The organism is Faecalicatena sp. Marseille-Q4148 (genome assembly GCA_018228665.1).
Classification (GTDB): Bacteria; Bacillota; Clostridia; order Lachnospirales; family Lachnospiraceae; genus UBA9414.
Genome location: CP073692.1, coordinates 1,505,549 through 1,522,109, shown reverse-complemented (window position 1 = coordinate 1,522,109; position 16,561 = coordinate 1,505,549). Strand labels below are relative to the sequence as shown.

15 protein-coding genes and 2 pseudogenes are annotated in these 16,561 nt (G+C 38.4%); 14 read left to right on the top strand and 3 right to left on the bottom strand.

Features of this window, described 5'->3' with window-relative positions; all coding sequences use genetic code 11:
* Nucleotides 1–30: 30 nt before the first annotated feature.
* Both KFE17_07170 and KFE17_07165 read right to left on the bottom strand, forming a co-directional pair.
* Nucleotides 31–1,863, bottom strand: coding sequence for a BlaR1 family beta-lactam sensor/signal transducer (locus tag KFE17_07170; protein ID QUO33494.1), 1,833 nt, complete (start codon nt 1,861–1,863; stop codon nt 31–33).
* Between the two features lie 15 nt (nt 1,864–1,878).
* Complete coding sequence (locus tag KFE17_07165; protein ID QUO33493.1) at nt 1,879–2,253, bottom strand: BlaI/MecI/CopY family transcriptional regulator; 375 nt, start codon at nt 2,251–2,253, stop codon at nt 1,879–1,881.
* Between the two features lie 299 nt (nt 2,254–2,552).
* Between KFE17_07165 and KFE17_07160 the strand changes: the two genes are divergently transcribed.
* The 4 genes and pseudogenes from KFE17_07160 to KFE17_07145 all read left to right on the top strand — a co-directional run bounded on the left by KFE17_07160 (nt 2,553) and on the right by KFE17_07145 (nt 4,386).
* Nucleotides 2,553–2,903, top strand: coding sequence for a DUF2200 domain-containing protein (locus KFE17_07160; GenBank protein QUO33492.1), 351 nt, complete (start codon nt 2,553–2,555; stop codon nt 2,901–2,903).
* Between the two features lie 39 nt (nt 2,904–2,942).
* Entirely contained in the window at nt 2,943–3,413 is a 471-nt protein-coding gene (locus KFE17_07155; protein ID QUO33491.1) for an LURP-one-related family protein, read from the top strand.
* A pseudogene (locus KFE17_07150) lies at nt 3,388–3,924 on the top strand (virulence RhuM family protein). The gene KFE17_07155 and the pseudogene KFE17_07150 overlap by 26 nt, the downstream one beginning before the upstream one ends.
* A 192-nt stretch (nt 3,925–4,116) precedes the next feature.
* A pseudogene (locus KFE17_07145) lies at nt 4,117–4,386 on the top strand (DEAD/DEAH box helicase family protein).
* 331 nt (nt 4,387–4,717) lie between these two features.
* On the opposite strand, the gene KFE17_07140 reads toward KFE17_07145, so the two are convergent.
* Nucleotides 4,718–6,190 carry a transposase gene (locus KFE17_07140; GenBank protein QUO33490.1) on the bottom strand — a complete coding sequence of 491 codons (1,473 nt, stop codon included), beginning with the start codon at nt 6,188–6,190 and terminating at the stop codon, nt 4,718–4,720.
* A 343-nt stretch (nt 6,191–6,533) separates the two neighbouring features.
* On the opposite strand from KFE17_07140, the gene KFE17_07135 reads away from it, so the two are divergent.
* From KFE17_07135 to uvrA, 10 genes are all read left to right on the top strand, one after another.
* A complete protein-coding gene (locus tag KFE17_07135; protein ID QUO33489.1) occupies nt 6,534–7,796 on the top strand; it encodes an AAA family ATPase in 1,263 nt (420 codons plus the stop codon).
* 1 nt (nt 7,797) lies between these two features.
* Nucleotides 7,798–8,445 (top strand): hypothetical protein, encoded by a 648-nt coding sequence (locus KFE17_07130; protein QUO33488.1) that lies wholly within the window; start codon nt 7,798–7,800, stop codon nt 8,443–8,445.
* 138 nt (nt 8,446–8,583) lie between these two features.
* Nucleotides 8,584–8,775: an AAA family ATPase gene (locus KFE17_07125; GenBank protein ID QUO33487.1), complete on the top strand. Its 192-nt coding sequence runs from the start codon at nt 8,584–8,586 to the stop codon at nt 8,773–8,775.
* Nucleotides 8,776–9,095: 320 nt separating this feature from the next.
* On the top strand, nt 9,096–9,452 hold the full coding sequence (locus tag KFE17_07120) for a nucleotide-binding protein (GenBank protein ID QUO33657.1): 357 nt from the start codon (nt 9,096–9,098) through the stop codon (nt 9,450–9,452).
* A gap of 125 nt (nt 9,453–9,577) precedes the next feature.
* A complete protein-coding gene (locus KFE17_07115; GenBank protein QUO33486.1) occupies nt 9,578–9,676 on the top strand; it encodes an AAA family ATPase in 99 nt (32 codons plus the stop codon).
* Nucleotides 9,677–9,836: 160 nt separating this feature from the next.
* A complete protein-coding gene (locus KFE17_07110; GenBank protein QUO33485.1) occupies nt 9,837–10,010 on the top strand; it encodes a hypothetical protein in 174 nt (57 codons plus the stop codon).
* Nucleotides 10,011–10,094: 84 nt separating this feature from the next.
* A complete protein-coding gene (locus tag KFE17_07105) occupies nt 10,095–10,688 on the top strand; it encodes a type IV toxin-antitoxin system AbiEi family antitoxin domain-containing protein (protein ID QUO33484.1) in 594 nt (197 codons plus the stop codon).
* On the top strand, nt 10,688–11,530 hold the full coding sequence (locus KFE17_07100) for a nucleotidyl transferase AbiEii/AbiGii toxin family protein (protein QUO33483.1): 843 nt from the start codon (nt 10,688–10,690) through the stop codon (nt 11,528–11,530). The genes KFE17_07105 and KFE17_07100 overlap by 1 nt, the downstream gene beginning before the upstream one ends.
* A 157-nt stretch (nt 11,531–11,687) precedes the next feature.
* Nucleotides 11,688–13,667, top strand: coding sequence for an excinuclease ABC subunit UvrB (gene uvrB / locus KFE17_07095; GenBank protein QUO33482.1), 1,980 nt, complete (start codon nt 11,688–11,690; stop codon nt 13,665–13,667).
* 5 nt (nt 13,668–13,672) lie between these two features.
* Entirely contained in the window at nt 13,673–16,513 is a 2,841-nt protein-coding gene (gene uvrA, locus KFE17_07090) for an excinuclease ABC subunit UvrA (GenBank protein ID QUO33481.1), read from the top strand.
* Nucleotides 16,514–16,561 lie beyond the last annotated feature (48 nt).

The following is a 16,561-nucleotide window of genomic DNA, read 5'->3' as shown; positions in this document are numbered from 1 at the left end:
AAGATGAAAAGTACAGGGCGGACAGCATGGTTATTGCTGTCCGTCTTGTGGGTAAATGTGAAATTTTGAAAGAAGTGAGGCAGTAATTTCAGAAGCTTTTTGACCGGTGGTGTTGGAATTTCCCTGGATGTTTGTAGCAAAATAACAAGTGCGGTACGGCATTTCCACATATCCGATAAACCACCCGTTTACATCCTGCCCGTCAATGCGCCCTGTTCCTGTTTTGCCGTATAGCACAGCGTCAGGAGAGGAAGAAATGCGAATCGCATCCTGTACAGCAGCAATGTGCTTAGGAGCAAAAGAGAAATCATTATTGTGGAAAGACTTTAGCAGCAAAACTTGCTCGATCGGTGAGATTTTCAAAGAAGCATCTGTCCAATAGAGGGAGAGATCAGAACTCATTTTCTGATTTCCATAATGGATTTTTTGAAGAAAGGACTGGATGCGTTCACGACCAATCTGAGAATCCAGGGAGTGGAAATACCAGTTCACAGAATTTTTCATAGCTGTTGCGAGTGTCTGATCTGTTTCCCATTCCGGGAACGGACAAGGTGTTTTATCCCAGGAGCGGAGAGAATTTTCAGGGGTAATTATGCCCGTTTCCAGTCCGAGGAGAGCATCGTAGATTTTGTAAGTAGAATTTGGCGCAACGCGTGTTTTGACCAACTGCGGTTGGTAAATCTTCCAGGAATCATCTTTTGTATCATACAGGACAAAGCTGCCGTCATAGTCATCGAATAGCTCTGAAAGATTCAAAAAGGAAATATTCTGTATTTCTTCAAGAAGTTTGTAAGTGTCCTGTTCCATGCCGGCAAAGGCAAATACAGGAAGAAAACCAAAGAAAAGAAAGGCGGCAGTCAGACAGCAAAGAAGGGACTGAAGTTTTTGACGTTTTGTCTGACGGTGAAAAGCAGCAATATTTAAAATTCGCTGTTTCATTTGGTGTTTTCCACTGTAGATTCCGGCAGTCATAGCGGTATGCCGCAGAGAAGATTTCTCTGCAAAATTCAGCAGCGTGATTCCATATGTCCGGTATTCCGATGACTTAAGGCAGTGAAGGACAGCTGTATCACAGGCAAGTTCCCGGCAGAAACGAATCTCTCTCAGAGCATAATGAACTGCCGGATTGCACCAGTAAAAGATACTCGCCAAAGCGGTCAGACAAATGATAATTCCATCCTTCTGTTTGATATGCTGCAATTCATGCAATAGTATGAAACGCAGTTCTTCAATCGCAGAGTCAGCAATCACGGTATCCGGAAGATAGATGCAAGGCTTCCAGACACCTGCTGCGGCAGGAGAAGTAAGCGAATCTGTTCGATACAGAGGTACTTTTTTCGTAAAATGTATTTCCTGACAACAGCAAAGATATAAATGTACTAATTCCGGATCTTCTATCGGTAATGCAGAGTGTTTCAATGTGCGCAAATGCAGAACGGAGCGGACTGTAATTAGAAGCATTACAAGCGTACCGATTCCCCAGAGGATTGAAAAAAGAATCGGAAGCAGAGAAGGAACAGAGCTTCTGACAGATACTGCGAAATCATTTAATTCATTGAATGCAGAAACGAATGTTCCGGAATTCTGTGACATTTTACGAGAAGCAAGCCCAGTCTGTGCTGCCTGAGAAAAAGAGCTGTAAGGAATCTTATTCAAAAGAGCAAACAACTCCCGGGGCAGAAAAGGAAGCGGCAGCAGTGCAAGGAAAAAGAACCATAGACGATACCGGGCGCCAGACGACAAATACTTTTGGAACAAGCGTTTAAAGCCGGCCAGAAGACCGACAAAAAGTCCTATGAAAAGATTGCAGAGAAAAAAATGTGTGCCAAAACGGTCTAAAAAGTACCAAAAAGAATCATTCAAAATTATCCCCTCCTGCTAATGATCTTTGTCAGAAAGAAGTTTGCGAAGCTCCTCCAGCTCTTTTTGGGAGAGTGTTTCCTCTTCTAAATAGGAAGACAGCATAGACGTCATATTTCCGTGAAAATATCGGTCCAAAAAGGAAGTGCGTTTCTGGCGGAGATATTCTGCTTCGCTAATCAAAGGTGTGTAAACAAATACCCGGCTTTCTTTTGAATAAGTGAGAGCATTTTTTGCTACAAGACGTTTCAGCATTGTTTGAATGGTCTTGGGACTCCAGTCAGTTGTGTGAGTTAATTTTTCCGTAACTTCGTTTGTATTGATCGGTGCATATTTCCAGATGATTTTCATGACTTCAAACTCTGCCTCGGAAATTTGTGGTATGTTTTTCATAGAAACCCTCCAAATCTTACAAATGTAGTAAATATATTATAGAAGAGAAAAAGAAAGAAGTCAAATGCGGTTTTAGTTATTAATTAAGTAAAGAAAATGAAGGAAGAGAGTATAAGAAAATTGTAACAAAGACACAGAACAAACATTCGGGTTTGCTATGTACTTTTATTTTAGATTCTGATATAATAGCGGAAGAGAAGAAGGGTGGCAAAATGTACCTATTCAACTGCATGGACACATACGTGCACACCAGACAATGAATAACAATTTAAAAAATTGATATTTGTGAGGACAGGAATATGGAAAATGAAAAAGTATTTCATATGAAATTTTCTAAGGTATATCCTTTGCTGATTGCTAAGGCTGAAAGAAAAGGGCGTAAAAAAGAAGAGGTAGATATGATAACGCAGTGGCTTACCGGCTATTCATGTGAACAGTTGGATACATTGCTTACAAGTGACATTACCTACCGTTCTTTTTTTGAAAATGCTCCCATGATGAATCCAAGCAGAAAATTGATTAAAGGTTCCATCTGCGGCGTAAAAGTTGAGGAAATTCAGGATACCTTGATGCAGGAGATTCGGTATTTGGATAAGCTGGTGGATGAACTTGCTAAAGGGAAGGCAATGGATAAAATACTTCGAAAATAACCGAAGGAAGATTCGATAGGGAAAGAAAGTGGTGAAGTTATGAAACTGTTATTCAAACAAAGATTGTTTTCGTGGTTTGACAGCTATGATATTTATGATGAGTCCGGTAATACTGTTTATGTAGTAAAAGGTCAGTTATCCTGGGGACACAAACTTATTATTTATGATGTTCATGGAAATGAAGTAGGAACGGTTGTTGAAAAAGTTCTTACATTTCTTCCTAAGTTTGAGATTTATAAAGAGGGCAGTTATATCGGCTGTTTAAGCAAAGAATTTTCACTTTTGACACCACGCTATAATATCGATTACAACGGATGGCATATTGATGGAACAATTATGGAATGGGAATATAATATTCTTGATCAAAGTGGTTATCAGATCGCAAGTATCAGCAAAGAATTGCTGCGCATGACAGATACCTACGTCATTGACGTAAGAGATTCTGAAAATGCATTAGAGGCATTAATGTTTGTGCTGGCAATGGATGCAGAAAAATGTTCCAGGAATTAGAAGACACTTATCTAATATTTTTAAGTCAGGGGAACTAGATGAAAAAGTGGTTGTTGCAAAAATTGCAACAACCACTCAACATGGTGCAATAGAGGGGAAAACACAGAACTCACTAACCAGTTATTATAATTTAGATACAATTATATCTGTTGGTTATAGAGTAGATTCTAAACAGGCAACTCAATTTCATATTTGGGCAACAAATATATTAAAAGAATATATGCGAAAAGGATTTGTAATGGATGATGAGCGCTTAAAGCAGGGAAAGACGTTGTTTGGTAAAGATTATTTCCGTGAATTGCTTGAGAGAGTTCGTTCAATCAGAGCTAGTGAAAGACGAATTTGGCAGTAAATAACTGACATTTTTGCAGAATGTAGTATAGATTATGATAAGACTTCAGAAGTTACATATAAATTCTATGCTATGGTACAAAATAAGTTCCATTTTGCTATAACAGGAAAAACAGCAGCAGAGAGTGTGTACGATACAGCAGATCATACAAAAAAATAATATGATATACTGCAGGATAATGGAAAAGTATCACATAAGCAGGCATTGGAAAAGATATATCATGAATATGAAATATTTAATAGGACACAGCCTATTGAATCCGATTTCGATAAAATTGTAAAAGGAATTATTGAGAATAACAAATAAGAATAAGGGTAGGAAAAATATACCTATACTGATAAAGGAGAAATTATGGATTATTTTGAATTAGTATCAGAATAAGCCACTACCGGCGACCAGCCGCAAGCTATTGATCAGCTTGTAAAAGGCTTTCAAGAAGGTAACCAATGTCAGATGTTACTAGGGATTGCAGGCTCTGGCAAGACATTTACGATGGCGAATGTCATTCAACAATTAAATAAACCAACATTGATTATTGCACATAACAAAATATTGGCCGCCCAGTTATATAGGGAATTTAAAAAATTCTTCCCGAATAATGCAGTGGAATATTTTGTATCCTAGAAGGTTTTTGACTTAAATGCAGTGATATATAGTACCATACGGACTGTATGGATTTGTGACTTTTTGCTATTAAAATTCGTACCGGGAAATTAAGCTCTTGATAAGTGTAGAAATTATTTTGCTTAAGATATTCAGATGATAAAGATAAATACAAAAATCGTAAAATAATGAATACATAGGTAATTGCGAAACTCACGAAGTTTGTTTGCAATCTTGAACAAGAAAAGGGATGAATTCATGCTCTGCACGAGTTCTGGAATAAAATGTGGGTAAGCGGACAGTTTAGGCGCACTTTAATAAGCCTTAGGCTTTATAGAGTTGGTAAGTCCTATGCTATGAGAGGTTTTAAACTTCGAATGTATTCGTGATGTTTGATTTTATCTGCAAGAACGACACTGATGAGTTGTGTAATACCTGCAAGAATTAAATCCACATACAAAGTCCTCTCATTCTGGGTTCGGCGTCCTGCAAGACAAAGATTATCCTTGATGTGATTGATGTTTCTTTCCACAACAGTCCTGATTTTGTAGGTATTATCCCATTCTTCGGTTCCGCGAATCGTTCCGGGATAAGCACGCAGATTCTTTTCAGGATAGATATAAACCATACGACCACCTCTTGATGTGGTACAGGGAGTTTTGCAACAGCATTGCCGATAGGATTTTCTGGTAGATTTATCGTAAGCCCACTTCATTTTGGGACAGACAAACTTGAATCTGGTAATACCGTTTCTTAGTTTAGAAGTGCATTCGTACTTCATAGAAAGCGAAGGGTCATGAGGACAGCAGGGGATACCATCTTCATTGATGGTATAGTCTGGATGTTCAAGTCCGGATCTTGCATTCAGTGGAATATAAGCTTTGGCGAAATGTTTGTCATTACCAAAAGTGTTACCAGTAAGAAGGCTCTTATAGAGCTGTGTGGTATCGAAAGCTGCATCTCCAAGGAAAGTTTTCGGATTAATCAGTGGATGTTTGGAAAAGAAGTCTTTGAGTGTCGGAATCAAAAGCTTTGAATCATGAACACTTTTATCCTCATCAGGGGAGTCGGATTTCTTTTCGATAATAATATCAGGATGTGCATACATAAAGTCTTTATTATAAAAAGAGATATGACGAATAATTCCCAGCCCATTGGTAACAATGCCAAATTTGAAAACATAGCAAAAATGGCCATTGATATAAAGTTGTTTGATTTCAGGGTTAGCAGAAGCATGGGAAGGCATGGAACCATAAGCAGCTTTGTAGGGGTCGTAAGATTTATCAAATCCCTGAGTTTTTGCATAAGCTTTAAGCTGTTTGATAATTCTGTTAGCATACTTTGGATTATTTTCTGTAACGAATGCTTCAATACCGGAAGAATCAAAGATAGTCATATCCGCTTTTGCAGAGTCAATTGCCTGACAGATAGGCTCAGTAACATCAACAAGTTTATCGAAAACAAGCTGCAGGTCACCTAAAAAGTCCTGTTTGAAGCGGGTTATTTTGGAAGCGTCTGGGACTTTGGTAAAACCACAAAATTCACGAAGAGGTTTTGAGTAAGTGAGAAAAGTCAAAAGAAGTTGATCCGTAGGGATGGAGAAAATACGTTGGATGATCAAAGCCCACAAAAAAGCTTGTAAAGGGTATTTACGGGTTCGTCCCGTTGATGCATAAAAATGATTTCTGAAAGAAATCGGAATAAACTCATCCAAATCGATATGAGTTTCCAATAGAGAAAGAAATGCAGGTTTGTCATTTTCAAATTTATCTTGGCAATCCGAAAAAATATCTGCCAAAGAAAGCTGTTTATATGGTATCATAGGTATTAGAATAACTCCTTTCTTGGATTGCGGATTTTAGTTTTTGGCAACTCTATTATACCATATCCAGTGAGGAGTTATTTGCTTTTGAGCAACAAAAAATGCCGTATTTATGCGGCTTGCGGCGTTTCGCAAACGCCTAATAATGAATACAGCTAAAGAGGAGAGTATTTTACATAGCCATTCTGTATCTAATACAGGGAGGATTTTTTGAGAGAAGAAAAATATTTGAAATAGTTAAAAAAATAGATAACGTTTATTCACTATGCTATAATAAGCATTAAAGCTGAAAAATGATATGGTAGTGTGATAATAGAATTGCGACTGTATCAGGAGGGAAAAAATGATTATTAAAAGCGTTGACATCAAGAATTTTCGAGGTATTGATCATTCTGCAATAGAATTTAAGGAAGGATTTAATCTGATTAAAGGAGAAAATGGAAAAGGAAAAACATCGATCTTAGAGGCGATAGCTGTTGGGCTGGGAGGATTTATCACTGGATTTAATGATGTGGCTACAAGACATTTTTCCAAAGATGAAATACGAAAAGTTATAAAATTGACTGGAGATGGTTCTTGTGATGAAATATACCAAGTACCAACAGAAGTTACGTTAAAGGCTGTTTTAGAGGAAAAAGAATATGAATGGACGAGAGGTAGAACAAGTGTAAAGGCTTCTCGTAGCACAATACAACCACGTAATATTTGTAAAGTGGCTGAAAAAATGTCGTTAGATTCAGAAGCAGAATATCCGGTTTTGATTTATCAAGGGGCAGGAAGAGTTTGGTCACAAAAAAGAGAAAAGTCAGAAAATGTTTTCAAGAATAAGTATTCGCGTTCAGTTGGTTATGTAGATACATTATTAGAAGCATCTAATATTAAATTGCTTCTCAATTGGTGCATCAAAATGGAACAAGTTTCATGGCAAAAAGAACAGAAAATTGCTGAATACGAAGCTGTGAAAAAAGCTGTTGCAGACTTTATGACTTATATGAATGAAAAAGGAACATATCAGGTATTTTACGATAAACAGTTAGAAGAATTGATGTATCGTTCTGAGGAAGTATTGCTTCCAGTTTCTAATTTAAGTGCGGGATATCAATCACTTATTTGGATGGTATTTGACATTGCTTACAGAATGGCAGTATTAAATCCGGATAAAAAAGAAGTTGTATGTGAAACAAAAGGTATTGTTCTGATTGATGAGATTGATATGCATTTGCATCCAAAATGGCAATGGAATATTATCGATGCATTAAGAAGAACATTCCCAAATGTACAATTTATTGCAACAACACACGCACCCATTTTGTTTGCATCGGCAAAAGATGTATGGGTTATTGATATAGAAAATGAAGACTATCAATATGACTATTCCCATTATGGAATTGATATAAATACCGCGCTAAAAGATTATCAGGAAACATGTGGAATTCCAAATGAGGTACAGGAAAAAGTGGACAAGTTTTACGATGCACTGGATGAAGAAGAATTTGAAGTTGCAAAGCAGATTTTAGAAGAATTAGAAGTTGCAACAGCCCCAGAACATCCTACTTTGATTCAGATGCGAACAAGATACGAGTTTGAAACAATGGAGTTAGATTAGTATGATTTATATACAAAAAGGGCCTGAACCTACATCCCTGACAGAATATAAAAAACAACAGTATGCATACTTTGATGGTTGCAATAAAGAGGATATCAGAGAGAAACTTTTGCAAGAACAAGGTGATTTGTGTGCATATTGTATGAAAAGAATTGATAAGGATCATATGAAGATAGAACATTGGTATCCAGAGGATAGGTTGTCTGAGCAGGAACGATTGGACTATAGAAATATGTTAGGCGTGTGTGAAGGACACATAGACGGACAAAAAGGCAAAGAAGATACTTGTGATACACAAAAAGGAAATCAACTAATTACAGTCGATCCAAGAGATATAAGAACTATAAGTGAAATCAAGTATAAAAGCAAATCCGGTGAAATATATTCAGATAATGTAGAAATTCAAAAAGATTTGGATAAGACATTGAATTTGAATAGTAGAGGACATAGATTGCCACAAAATCGAAAAGATACATTAGATGCTGTTATTTTCGAATTGAGTAGAATGTATCCTAAAGGTAATTGGACGAAAGAAAAATTAGAAAGTTTCATTGCAGAATATAGCAAGAAAGATGTGAAAGGACAGAAAAAAGAGTATTTGGGTATTGTACTTTGGTATCTGAATAAGAAGATGAAGAGAAGTCATTAACAACTATTTTAAGAAAAATAATTATGGGGCCGATAGGTTTTCAAAACGAGAATCTATTGGTTTTTTATACCCAGATTTTTTACATAGTCATTCTGTTTACACAGGGTGGCTAATTTTTTTGAAAGGAGGAAAATTTCAATGCCAGATTGTAAAGTAATTGCAATTACAAATCAAAAAGGTGGAACGGGCAAGACCGCAACTACAGTGAATATGGGTGTCGGTTTGGTTAGAGAAGGAAAGAAAGTGCTTCTTGTGGATGTTGATACTCAGGGGGATTTGACAACTTCTCTTGGATGGGGTAATAACGATAGTTTACGCTTCCTTGATTGAAGCATTAGGAGGAATTGTGATCCGCATTGCTGCAGGGAGTGATGACCATATCAATGTCATGGATATGGTGAAAGGATACGGAGATGAGAGTAATTCAGTGATTGAAAAATCGCAGTTATTTTGTCCTTATTGGAGCAGTTGGATATGTTCTCCGTGAGAAACTGATGGAGCAGGAAAAACAGGAGGCAAAAGACATTGCTCTTGTCATGGAATCTTTACCGAAAGAAGTTTGAATGTATTCTCTTATGAAACAAATGTAGACTTAAATAATCGTACGGTTGTGTTTGATGTTATGGATTTGAAAGAGAAGCTTAGAAGCAATTATTTTACATGAACAGCCAAATTCGGGTAAGACAATTATAGAGAAGATAGAAGCAAACTCTGATGTACAATATGCTGTGGTATTATATACTCCTTGCGATATGGGGCGTGCTAAAGAAGAAGGTGTTAATGAAGAAAAAGAAAGAGCAAGGCAGAATGTGGTATTTGAACATGGATATTTGATTGGAAAGTTAGGACGGGATAAAGTGAGTGCTTTGGTTAAAGGAGATATAGAGAAACCCGGAGATATTTCGGGAGTGGTATATATATCTATGGACGATGCCGGAGCATGGAAAACAGAACTTGCTAGAGAGATGAAAAGTATAGGTTTAGAAGTTGATATGAACAAATTGTAATAAAATGTACATACCCAGTTGGTTTTACAAGAATCAACTGGGTATTTTTATACCTAAATTTTCGTACATAGCCATTCCCAACAAAGGAGTGGCTATTAAATTTGAGAAGAAAGGAGGAAGTCATTATGTCAAGATGTAAAGTGATTGCGATTGCGAATCAGAAAGGAGGCACAGGGAAAACAACGACAAGGGTAAATCTTGGAGTGGGATTATGCCATGGATAAACAAGCAAGTAGGCCGAAACAAAAGAATCTGATACCAGTGGCGTCAAATAAGTTTGGGTTACGAATAAATGAAGAATTAGGGCGGTAAGTTGGAGAGCGCAGAGAGACAATACGTCGTTTTATTCGCTTAACAAATCTTATTCCGGAGTTGTTGGAGTTAGTGGATAATTCTATACTAAAGGAAAAAGAAAAGTTACAGATTGCTTTGCGTCCGGCGGTGGAGTTATCGTATCTGTCAGAAGAGGAACAGTCAGATTTATACGAAACGATAAAATCGGAAGATTGTACGCCGAGCTATGCACAGGCAACTAAACTGAGAAAGTTATCGGAATAGGACAGTTTACTTCTAATAAATAAAAAAAGTTTACTTTTGCACAATAATAAATTATAATAAATGTGTAAAAGTAAGGTGATGAAAATGAATAAAAAAGAAAAGTTAGACAATATGTTATGTGAAAAGAACGGAGTTCTTAAAACTACTGATGTGATTGAAGCAGGAATTTCAAAGACTTATTTTATGGAATATGCAAAGAAAATGGAATTAGAACGTGTGGCAAAAGGAATTTACTTGTCGCCAGATGCATGGGAAGATCCTTTTTATTTATTACAATCGAGATATCCACAGATTATTTTTTCGCATGAAACTTCGCTTTATTTGTTAGGAATGGCAGAGAGAGAACCGTTACAATTTACGGTTACTGTAAAAGCAGGATATCATGCAAAAAGTATGAAAGAGCAGAAGATAAAAGTATATCGTGTAAAAAAAGAACTTTTAGAGCTAGGGGTAGTAAATTTAGAATCACCAGAGGGGAATCTTGTGAAAGCATACAATGCGGAACGTACCGTGTGTGATTTATTACGAAGCCGCAGTAATGTAGAGATTCAGGATTTACAGACAGCAATAAGGGAATACCTGCGAAGTAAAGAAAAAAATCTGCCACAACTTATGCGATATGCAAAAGAGTTTCGTGTAGAAAAAATTTTAAGACCATATTTAGAGGTGTTGTTATAATGATTAAAACTTCAAGGCAGTTGAAAGCGTTAGTAAGAAATCTAACAAAGGGAGATAGCTTACAGGCACAGATTATTATGCGTAATTATGTGATGGAGCGTTTCTTAGAACGTATTTCTCTTTCAAAATATAGAAACAATTTTATATTGAAAGGTGGAATGTTAGTATCTGCTATGGTAGGATTGGATACTCGTTCTACAATGGATATTGACACAACCATAAAAAATATGCTGTTATCCGTAGAAAATGCAAAGGAAATGATAGAAGAAATTATTGCAATTCCTATTGATGACGGTATGACATTTTCTATAAAAAGTGTTGGTGAAATTATGGATGAGGCGGAATATAGTGGAGTACGAGCAAATTTGGAGGCTACATTAGAAACAATGCGGACACCATTAAAAGTAGATATTTCTACCGGAGATATTATCACACCGAGAGAAGTATTGTATAATTTTAGGTTGATGTTTGAAGAACGTACAATATCTATTTTAGCCTATAATTTGGAAACTGTGCTTGCAGAGAAAATGGAAACAGTAATAGCAAGAGGTGTAGCGAATACAAGATTGAGGGATTACTATGATCTGTATATTTTACAGAATGAATATACCCATGCGATGAACATGGAGCAATTTAAGGCGGCATTTTTAGCAACAAGTAAAAAACGTAATTCTATACAATTGATAACCGAGGGAAATAGGATTTTAAAAGAAATAGCAGATAGTGAAGTTATGCAGGGACTATGGAAAAGTTATCAAAAGAAATTCAGCTATGCGGAAGATATCAGTTGGGAAATGGTAATGGATAGCATTGAAAAATTATTTGAGCAAGCATTACAATAGACAAAAAAGAACAAACATTCGATTTTGTTCTATACTTTTATTTTATAGTTTGCTATAATAGAAAAAGAATAAAGATAATATATAAAGTTGTTATCAAAATATAAAGTTAAATTGGGAAAATGGTATTTACCTAATTTAAATTGTATAGGAGAATTTCATGGATCATTTTGAATTAGTATCAGAATATGCCCCTACCGGCGACCAGCCCCAGGCAATCGAACAGCTTGTAAAAGGCTTTCAAGAAGGTAACCAATGCCAGACGTTACTAGGGGTTACAGGATCTGGCAAGACATTCACAATGGCGAATGTCATTCAACAATTAAATAAACCAACATTGATCATCGCACACAACAAAACGTTAGCTGCTCAGTTATATGGAGAATTCAAAGAATTCTTCCCGAATAATGCAGTCGAATACTTTGTATCCTACTATGACTACTATCAACCGGAGGCTTATGTCCCATCTTCGGATACTTATATTGCGAAGGATTCTTCCATTAATGATGAGATTGATAAACTGCGGCATTCCGCAACAGCAGCGCTTTCAGAACGACGGGATGTAATCATTGTGGCCAGTGTCTCATGCATTTACGGACTTGGTTCTCCGATCGATTATCAGGAGATGGTAATTTCCCTCCGACCGGGCATGATCAAAGATCGGGATGAAGTTGTGAAGAAGTTGATCGAGATTCAATACGACCGAAATGATATTGATTTTAAGCGTGGAACGTTTCGGGTTCATGGAGATGTGCTGGAAGTCATTCCGGCAGTGACGGAGGGAGTTGCATATCGAATTGAGTTTTTCGGGGATGAGGTGGATCGAATTACAGAAGTGGATGTGCTGACAGGAGAGATTAAAGCCTCACTGAACCATGTGGCAATCTTTCCGGCATCTCATTATGTTGTGTCTCAGGAAAGTATGAATCGTGCGATCAGTGAAATTGAAGAAGAACTGGAGGAGCGGATTCGCTATTTCAAGGGAGAGGATAAGCTTCTGGAGGCGCAAAGAATTTCTGAGAGAACGAATTTCGATATTGAAATGATGCGTGAAACAGGATTTTGTTCCGGAATTGAGAACTATTCCAGACATTTGACCGGGCTTGCGCCGGGGCAGCCGCCACACACGCTGATTGATTATTTTCCGGATGATTTTCTTATGATCATTGACGAATCTCATAAAACGATTCCTCAGATTGGAGGTATGTACCACGGTGATCAGTCGCGAAAGACAACGCTTGTAGATTATGGTTTCCGACTTCCGTCTGCAAAGGATAACCGTCCTTTGAATTTTGAGGAGTTTGAGGAAAAGATTGATCAGATTTTATTTGTATCAGCAACACCGGGACAATATGAGGAAGAACATGAACTTCTGCGGGCAGAGCAGGTAATCCGGCCAACAGGACTTCTGGATCCAAAGGTTGACGTGCGTCCGGTGGAAGGACAGATTGATGATTTGATCGGTGAAGTGAATCGGGAGATTGCTAAGAAGAATAAAGTATTGATTACGACATTAACGAAACGAATGGCGGAAGATCTGACAGATTATATGAGAGAACTTGGAATCCGCGTTCGCTATCTGCATTCCGATATTGACACGTTGGAACGAAGTGAGATTATTAGAGATATGCGTCTAGATGTGTTTGACGTGCTTGTGGGAATTAATCTTCTGAGAGAAGGTCTTGACATTCCGGAAATTACGCTTGTTGCAATTCTGGATGCAGATAAAGAGGGCTTCCTGCGTTCAGAAACTTCACTTGTACAGACGATTGGCCGTGCGGCGAGAAATGCGGAAGGTCATGTTGTGATGTACGCAGATCATATGACAGATTCGATGAAGAAGGCAATCAGTGAGACGGAGAGAAGAAGAGCAATTCAGATTGCGTATAATGAAGAACATGGAATTACCCCACAGACGATTAAGAAATCTGTGCGTGATCTGATCAGCATTTCCAAGAAGGTTGCAGCAGAAGAACTGAAAATGGAAAAAGATCCGGAATCTATGAGTGAGAAGGAGCTGGAGAAGCTGATTAAGGATCTTGAAAAGCAGATGAAGAAGGCGGCAGCCGAATTGAATTTTGAGGCGGCGGCTGAATTGAGAGATAAATTAATTGAGTTAAAACAGATGTTGAAAGGATAAGAAATATGCCGAAAGAGAATAGACAGTATATTAAGATCAGAGGTGCTAATGAACATAATTTGAAAAATATTGATCTGGACATTCCGAGAAATGAACTTGTGGTATTGACTGGTCTGTCAGGTTCAGGAAAATCTTCGTTGGCGTTTGACACCATTTATGCGGAAGGACAGCGAAGATATATGGAGTCACTGTCTTCCTATGCGCGGCAGTTTCTCGGACAGATGGAGAAACCGGATGTGGAAAGCATTGAGGGATTGTCGCCGGCGATTTCGATCGACCAGAAATCAACAAACAGAAATCCTCGTTCAACAGTGGGAACTGTCACAGAGATTTATGATTATTTTCGACTATTATATGCACGCATTGGAATTCCTCACTGTCCAAAATGCGAAAAAGAGATTAAAAAACAGACGGTAGATCAAATGGTAGATCAGATCATGGAACTTCCGGAACGGACGAAGATACAGGTGCTTGCGCCCGTTGTACGCGGCAGAAAGGGAACCCATGCGAAACTGTTTGAGCGGGCGAAAAAGAGCGGATATGTCCGAGTAATGGTTGATGGGAATCTGTATGAGCTGTCAGAAGAGATCAGTCTCGATAAGAATATTAAACATAATATTGAAATTGTAGTAGATCGACTTGTCATAAAAGAAGGGATTGAAAAACGTCTGACGGATTCTGTGGAAAATGCACTGGAACTGGCAGAGGGACTGTTGGTCATTGATGTTCTGGATGGAGAAAAAATGAATTTCAGCCAAAGTTTTTCATGCCCGGACTGTGGAATCAGTGTAGATGAGATTGAACCACGCAGTTTTTCTTTCAATAATCCATTTGGCGCTTGTCCGGAATGTTTCGGACTCGGATATAAGATGGAATTTGACATAGATCTGATGATTCCGGATAAGTCCTTGTCTATTCTGGATGGAGCGATTCAGGTAATGGGCTGGCAGTCCTGTGCGGATAAAGGAAGCTTTACAAGGGCAATTTTGGATGCATTGGCAAAAGAATATGGATTTGATCTTGAAACGCCGTTTGAACAGTATCCGAAGGAAGTTCAAGATGTGTTAATTTATGGAACGAATGGAAAAGAAGTCAAAGTCTATTATCGTGGTCAGCGGGGAGAAGGTGTTTATGATGTGGCGTTTGAGGGCCTAATCAAAAATGTAGAACGCCGTTACCGGGAAACAGGTTCCGAAACAATGAAAGCAGAATATGAGACATTCATGCGGATCACTCCATGTCATGCCTGCAAAGGACAGAGATTGAAGCCGGCGGCACTGGCAGTTACCGTTGGCGGAAAAAATATTTATGAGGTAACATCACTTTCAATCGAGAAATTACAGAAATTTCTGGAAACACTGGAATTAACTGAAACACAGAAGCTGATCGGAGGACAAATTTTAAAAGAAATCAAGGCAAGAATTAGTTTCTTAATGGATGTGGGGCTAGACTATCTTACGCTAACGAGGGCAACGGGGAGTCTCTCAGGAGGCGAAGCACAGAGAATCCGGCTGGCGACACAGATCGGATCGGGGCTTGTAGGAGTTGCATACATTCTTGATGAGCCAAGTATTGGGCTGCATCAAAGAGATAATGATAAATTATTAAAGACATTGAAACATTTACGGGATCTTGGCAATACTCTTATTGTAGTAGAACATGATGAAGATACGATGCGGGAGGCGGATTATCTTGTAGACATCGGACCGGGAGCAGGTGAGCACGGAGGAAAGGTAGTTGCGGCCGGAACAGCAGAAGAAGTGATGGCGAATCCAGACTCAATTACAGGAGCATATCTTAGCGGAAGAATTAAGATTCCGGTTCCGGCAGAACGCAAAGCACCGACTGGATTTTTGAAAGTAACAGGCGCAGCAGAAAACAACCTGAAAGGAATCAGTGTGGACTTTCCGCTTGGGGTAATGACTTGTGTGACTGGAGTTTCCGGTTCCGGAAAGAGTTCACTTGTAAATGAAATTCTGTATAAACGTCTTGCGAGAGAATTGAATCATGCGAGAACGATTCCGGGAAAACATAAAGATATGAAGGGACTGGATCAGGTAGATAAGGTGATTGCGATTGACCAGTCTCCGATCGGTCGTACGCCGAGATCAAATCCGGCAACGTATACAGGGGTGTTTGATCTGATCCGGGATTTATTTGCAGCGACACCGGATGCAAAGGCAAGAGGTTATAAAAAAGGAAGATTTAGTTTCAATGTGAAAGGCGGCCGATGCGAAGCGTGCAGTGGTGACGGAATTCTTAAAATCGAGATGCATTTCCTTCCGGATGTTTATGTGCCATGTGAAGTATGTGGTGGAAAACGCTATAATCGTGAGACGCTGGAAGTAAAGTATAAAGGAAAAAGCATTTATGATGTACTGGATATGACAGTAGAGGAAGCTATGACATTCTTTGAACCGGTGCCTAGTATTCGAAGAAAGATCGAGACACTGTATGACGTGGGACTTGGTTATATACGTCTTGGACAGCCATCTACCACATTATCCGGAGGAGAAGCACAACGAATTAAGCTTGCAACAGAGCTTAGCCGGCGCAGTACCGGAAAGACCGTTTATATTTTAGATGAACCTACGACAGGATTACATTTTGCAGATGTACACAAGCTGACAGAAATTCTTCGAAGACTGTCGGGAGACGGGAATACGGTAATTGTAATTGAACATAATCTGGATGTAATTAAGACAGCAGATTATATCATTGATATGGGGCCGGAAGGCGGAGATAAAGGCGGCACTGTGATTGCAAAGGGAACACCGGAGGAAGTGGCAGAAAATCCGGCGTCACATACGGGAAGATATATCAAAGCAATTCTAAAAAAATCATAAATACCGGCAAATGCAGGAAAAAGACTTTGCATTTATAACAAAGTCGAT

Excerpts from the sequence above, each read along its gene's own strand:
- KFE17_07165 (QUO33493.1), bottom strand. The coding sequence starts at position 2,253 with ATGAAAAACATACCACAAATTTCCGAGGCAGAGTTTGAAGTCATGAAA.
- KFE17_07160 (QUO33492.1), top strand. The coding sequence starts at position 2,553 with ATGGAAAATGAAAAAGTATTTCATATGAAATTTTCTAAGGTATATCCT.
- KFE17_07155 (QUO33491.1), top strand. The coding sequence starts at position 2,943 with ATGAAACTGTTATTCAAACAAAGATTGTTTTCGTGGTTTGACAGCTAT.
- KFE17_07140 (QUO33490.1), bottom strand. The coding sequence starts at position 6,190 with ATGATACCATATAAACAGCTTTCTTTGGCAGATATTTTTTCGGATTGC.
- KFE17_07135 (QUO33489.1), top strand. The coding sequence starts at position 6,534 with ATGATTATTAAAAGCGTTGACATCAAGAATTTTCGAGGTATTGATCAT.
- KFE17_07130 (QUO33488.1), top strand. The coding sequence starts at position 7,798 with ATGATTTATATACAAAAAGGGCCTGAACCTACATCCCTGACAGAATAT.
- KFE17_07125 (QUO33487.1), top strand. The coding sequence starts at position 8,584 with ATGCCAGATTGTAAAGTAATTGCAATTACAAATCAAAAAGGTGGAACG.
- KFE17_07115 (QUO33486.1), top strand. The coding sequence starts at position 9,578 with ATGTCAAGATGTAAAGTGATTGCGATTGCGAATCAGAAAGGAGGCACA.
- KFE17_07105 (QUO33484.1), top strand. The coding sequence starts at position 10,095 with ATGAATAAAAAAGAAAAGTTAGACAATATGTTATGTGAAAAGAACGGA.
- KFE17_07100 (QUO33483.1), top strand. The coding sequence starts at position 10,688 with ATGATTAAAACTTCAAGGCAGTTGAAAGCGTTAGTAAGAAATCTAACA.
- uvrB (QUO33482.1), top strand. The coding sequence starts at position 11,688 with ATGGATCATTTTGAATTAGTATCAGAATATGCCCCTACCGGCGACCAG.
- uvrA (QUO33481.1), top strand. The coding sequence starts at position 13,673 with ATGCCGAAAGAGAATAGACAGTATATTAAGATCAGAGGTGCTAATGAA.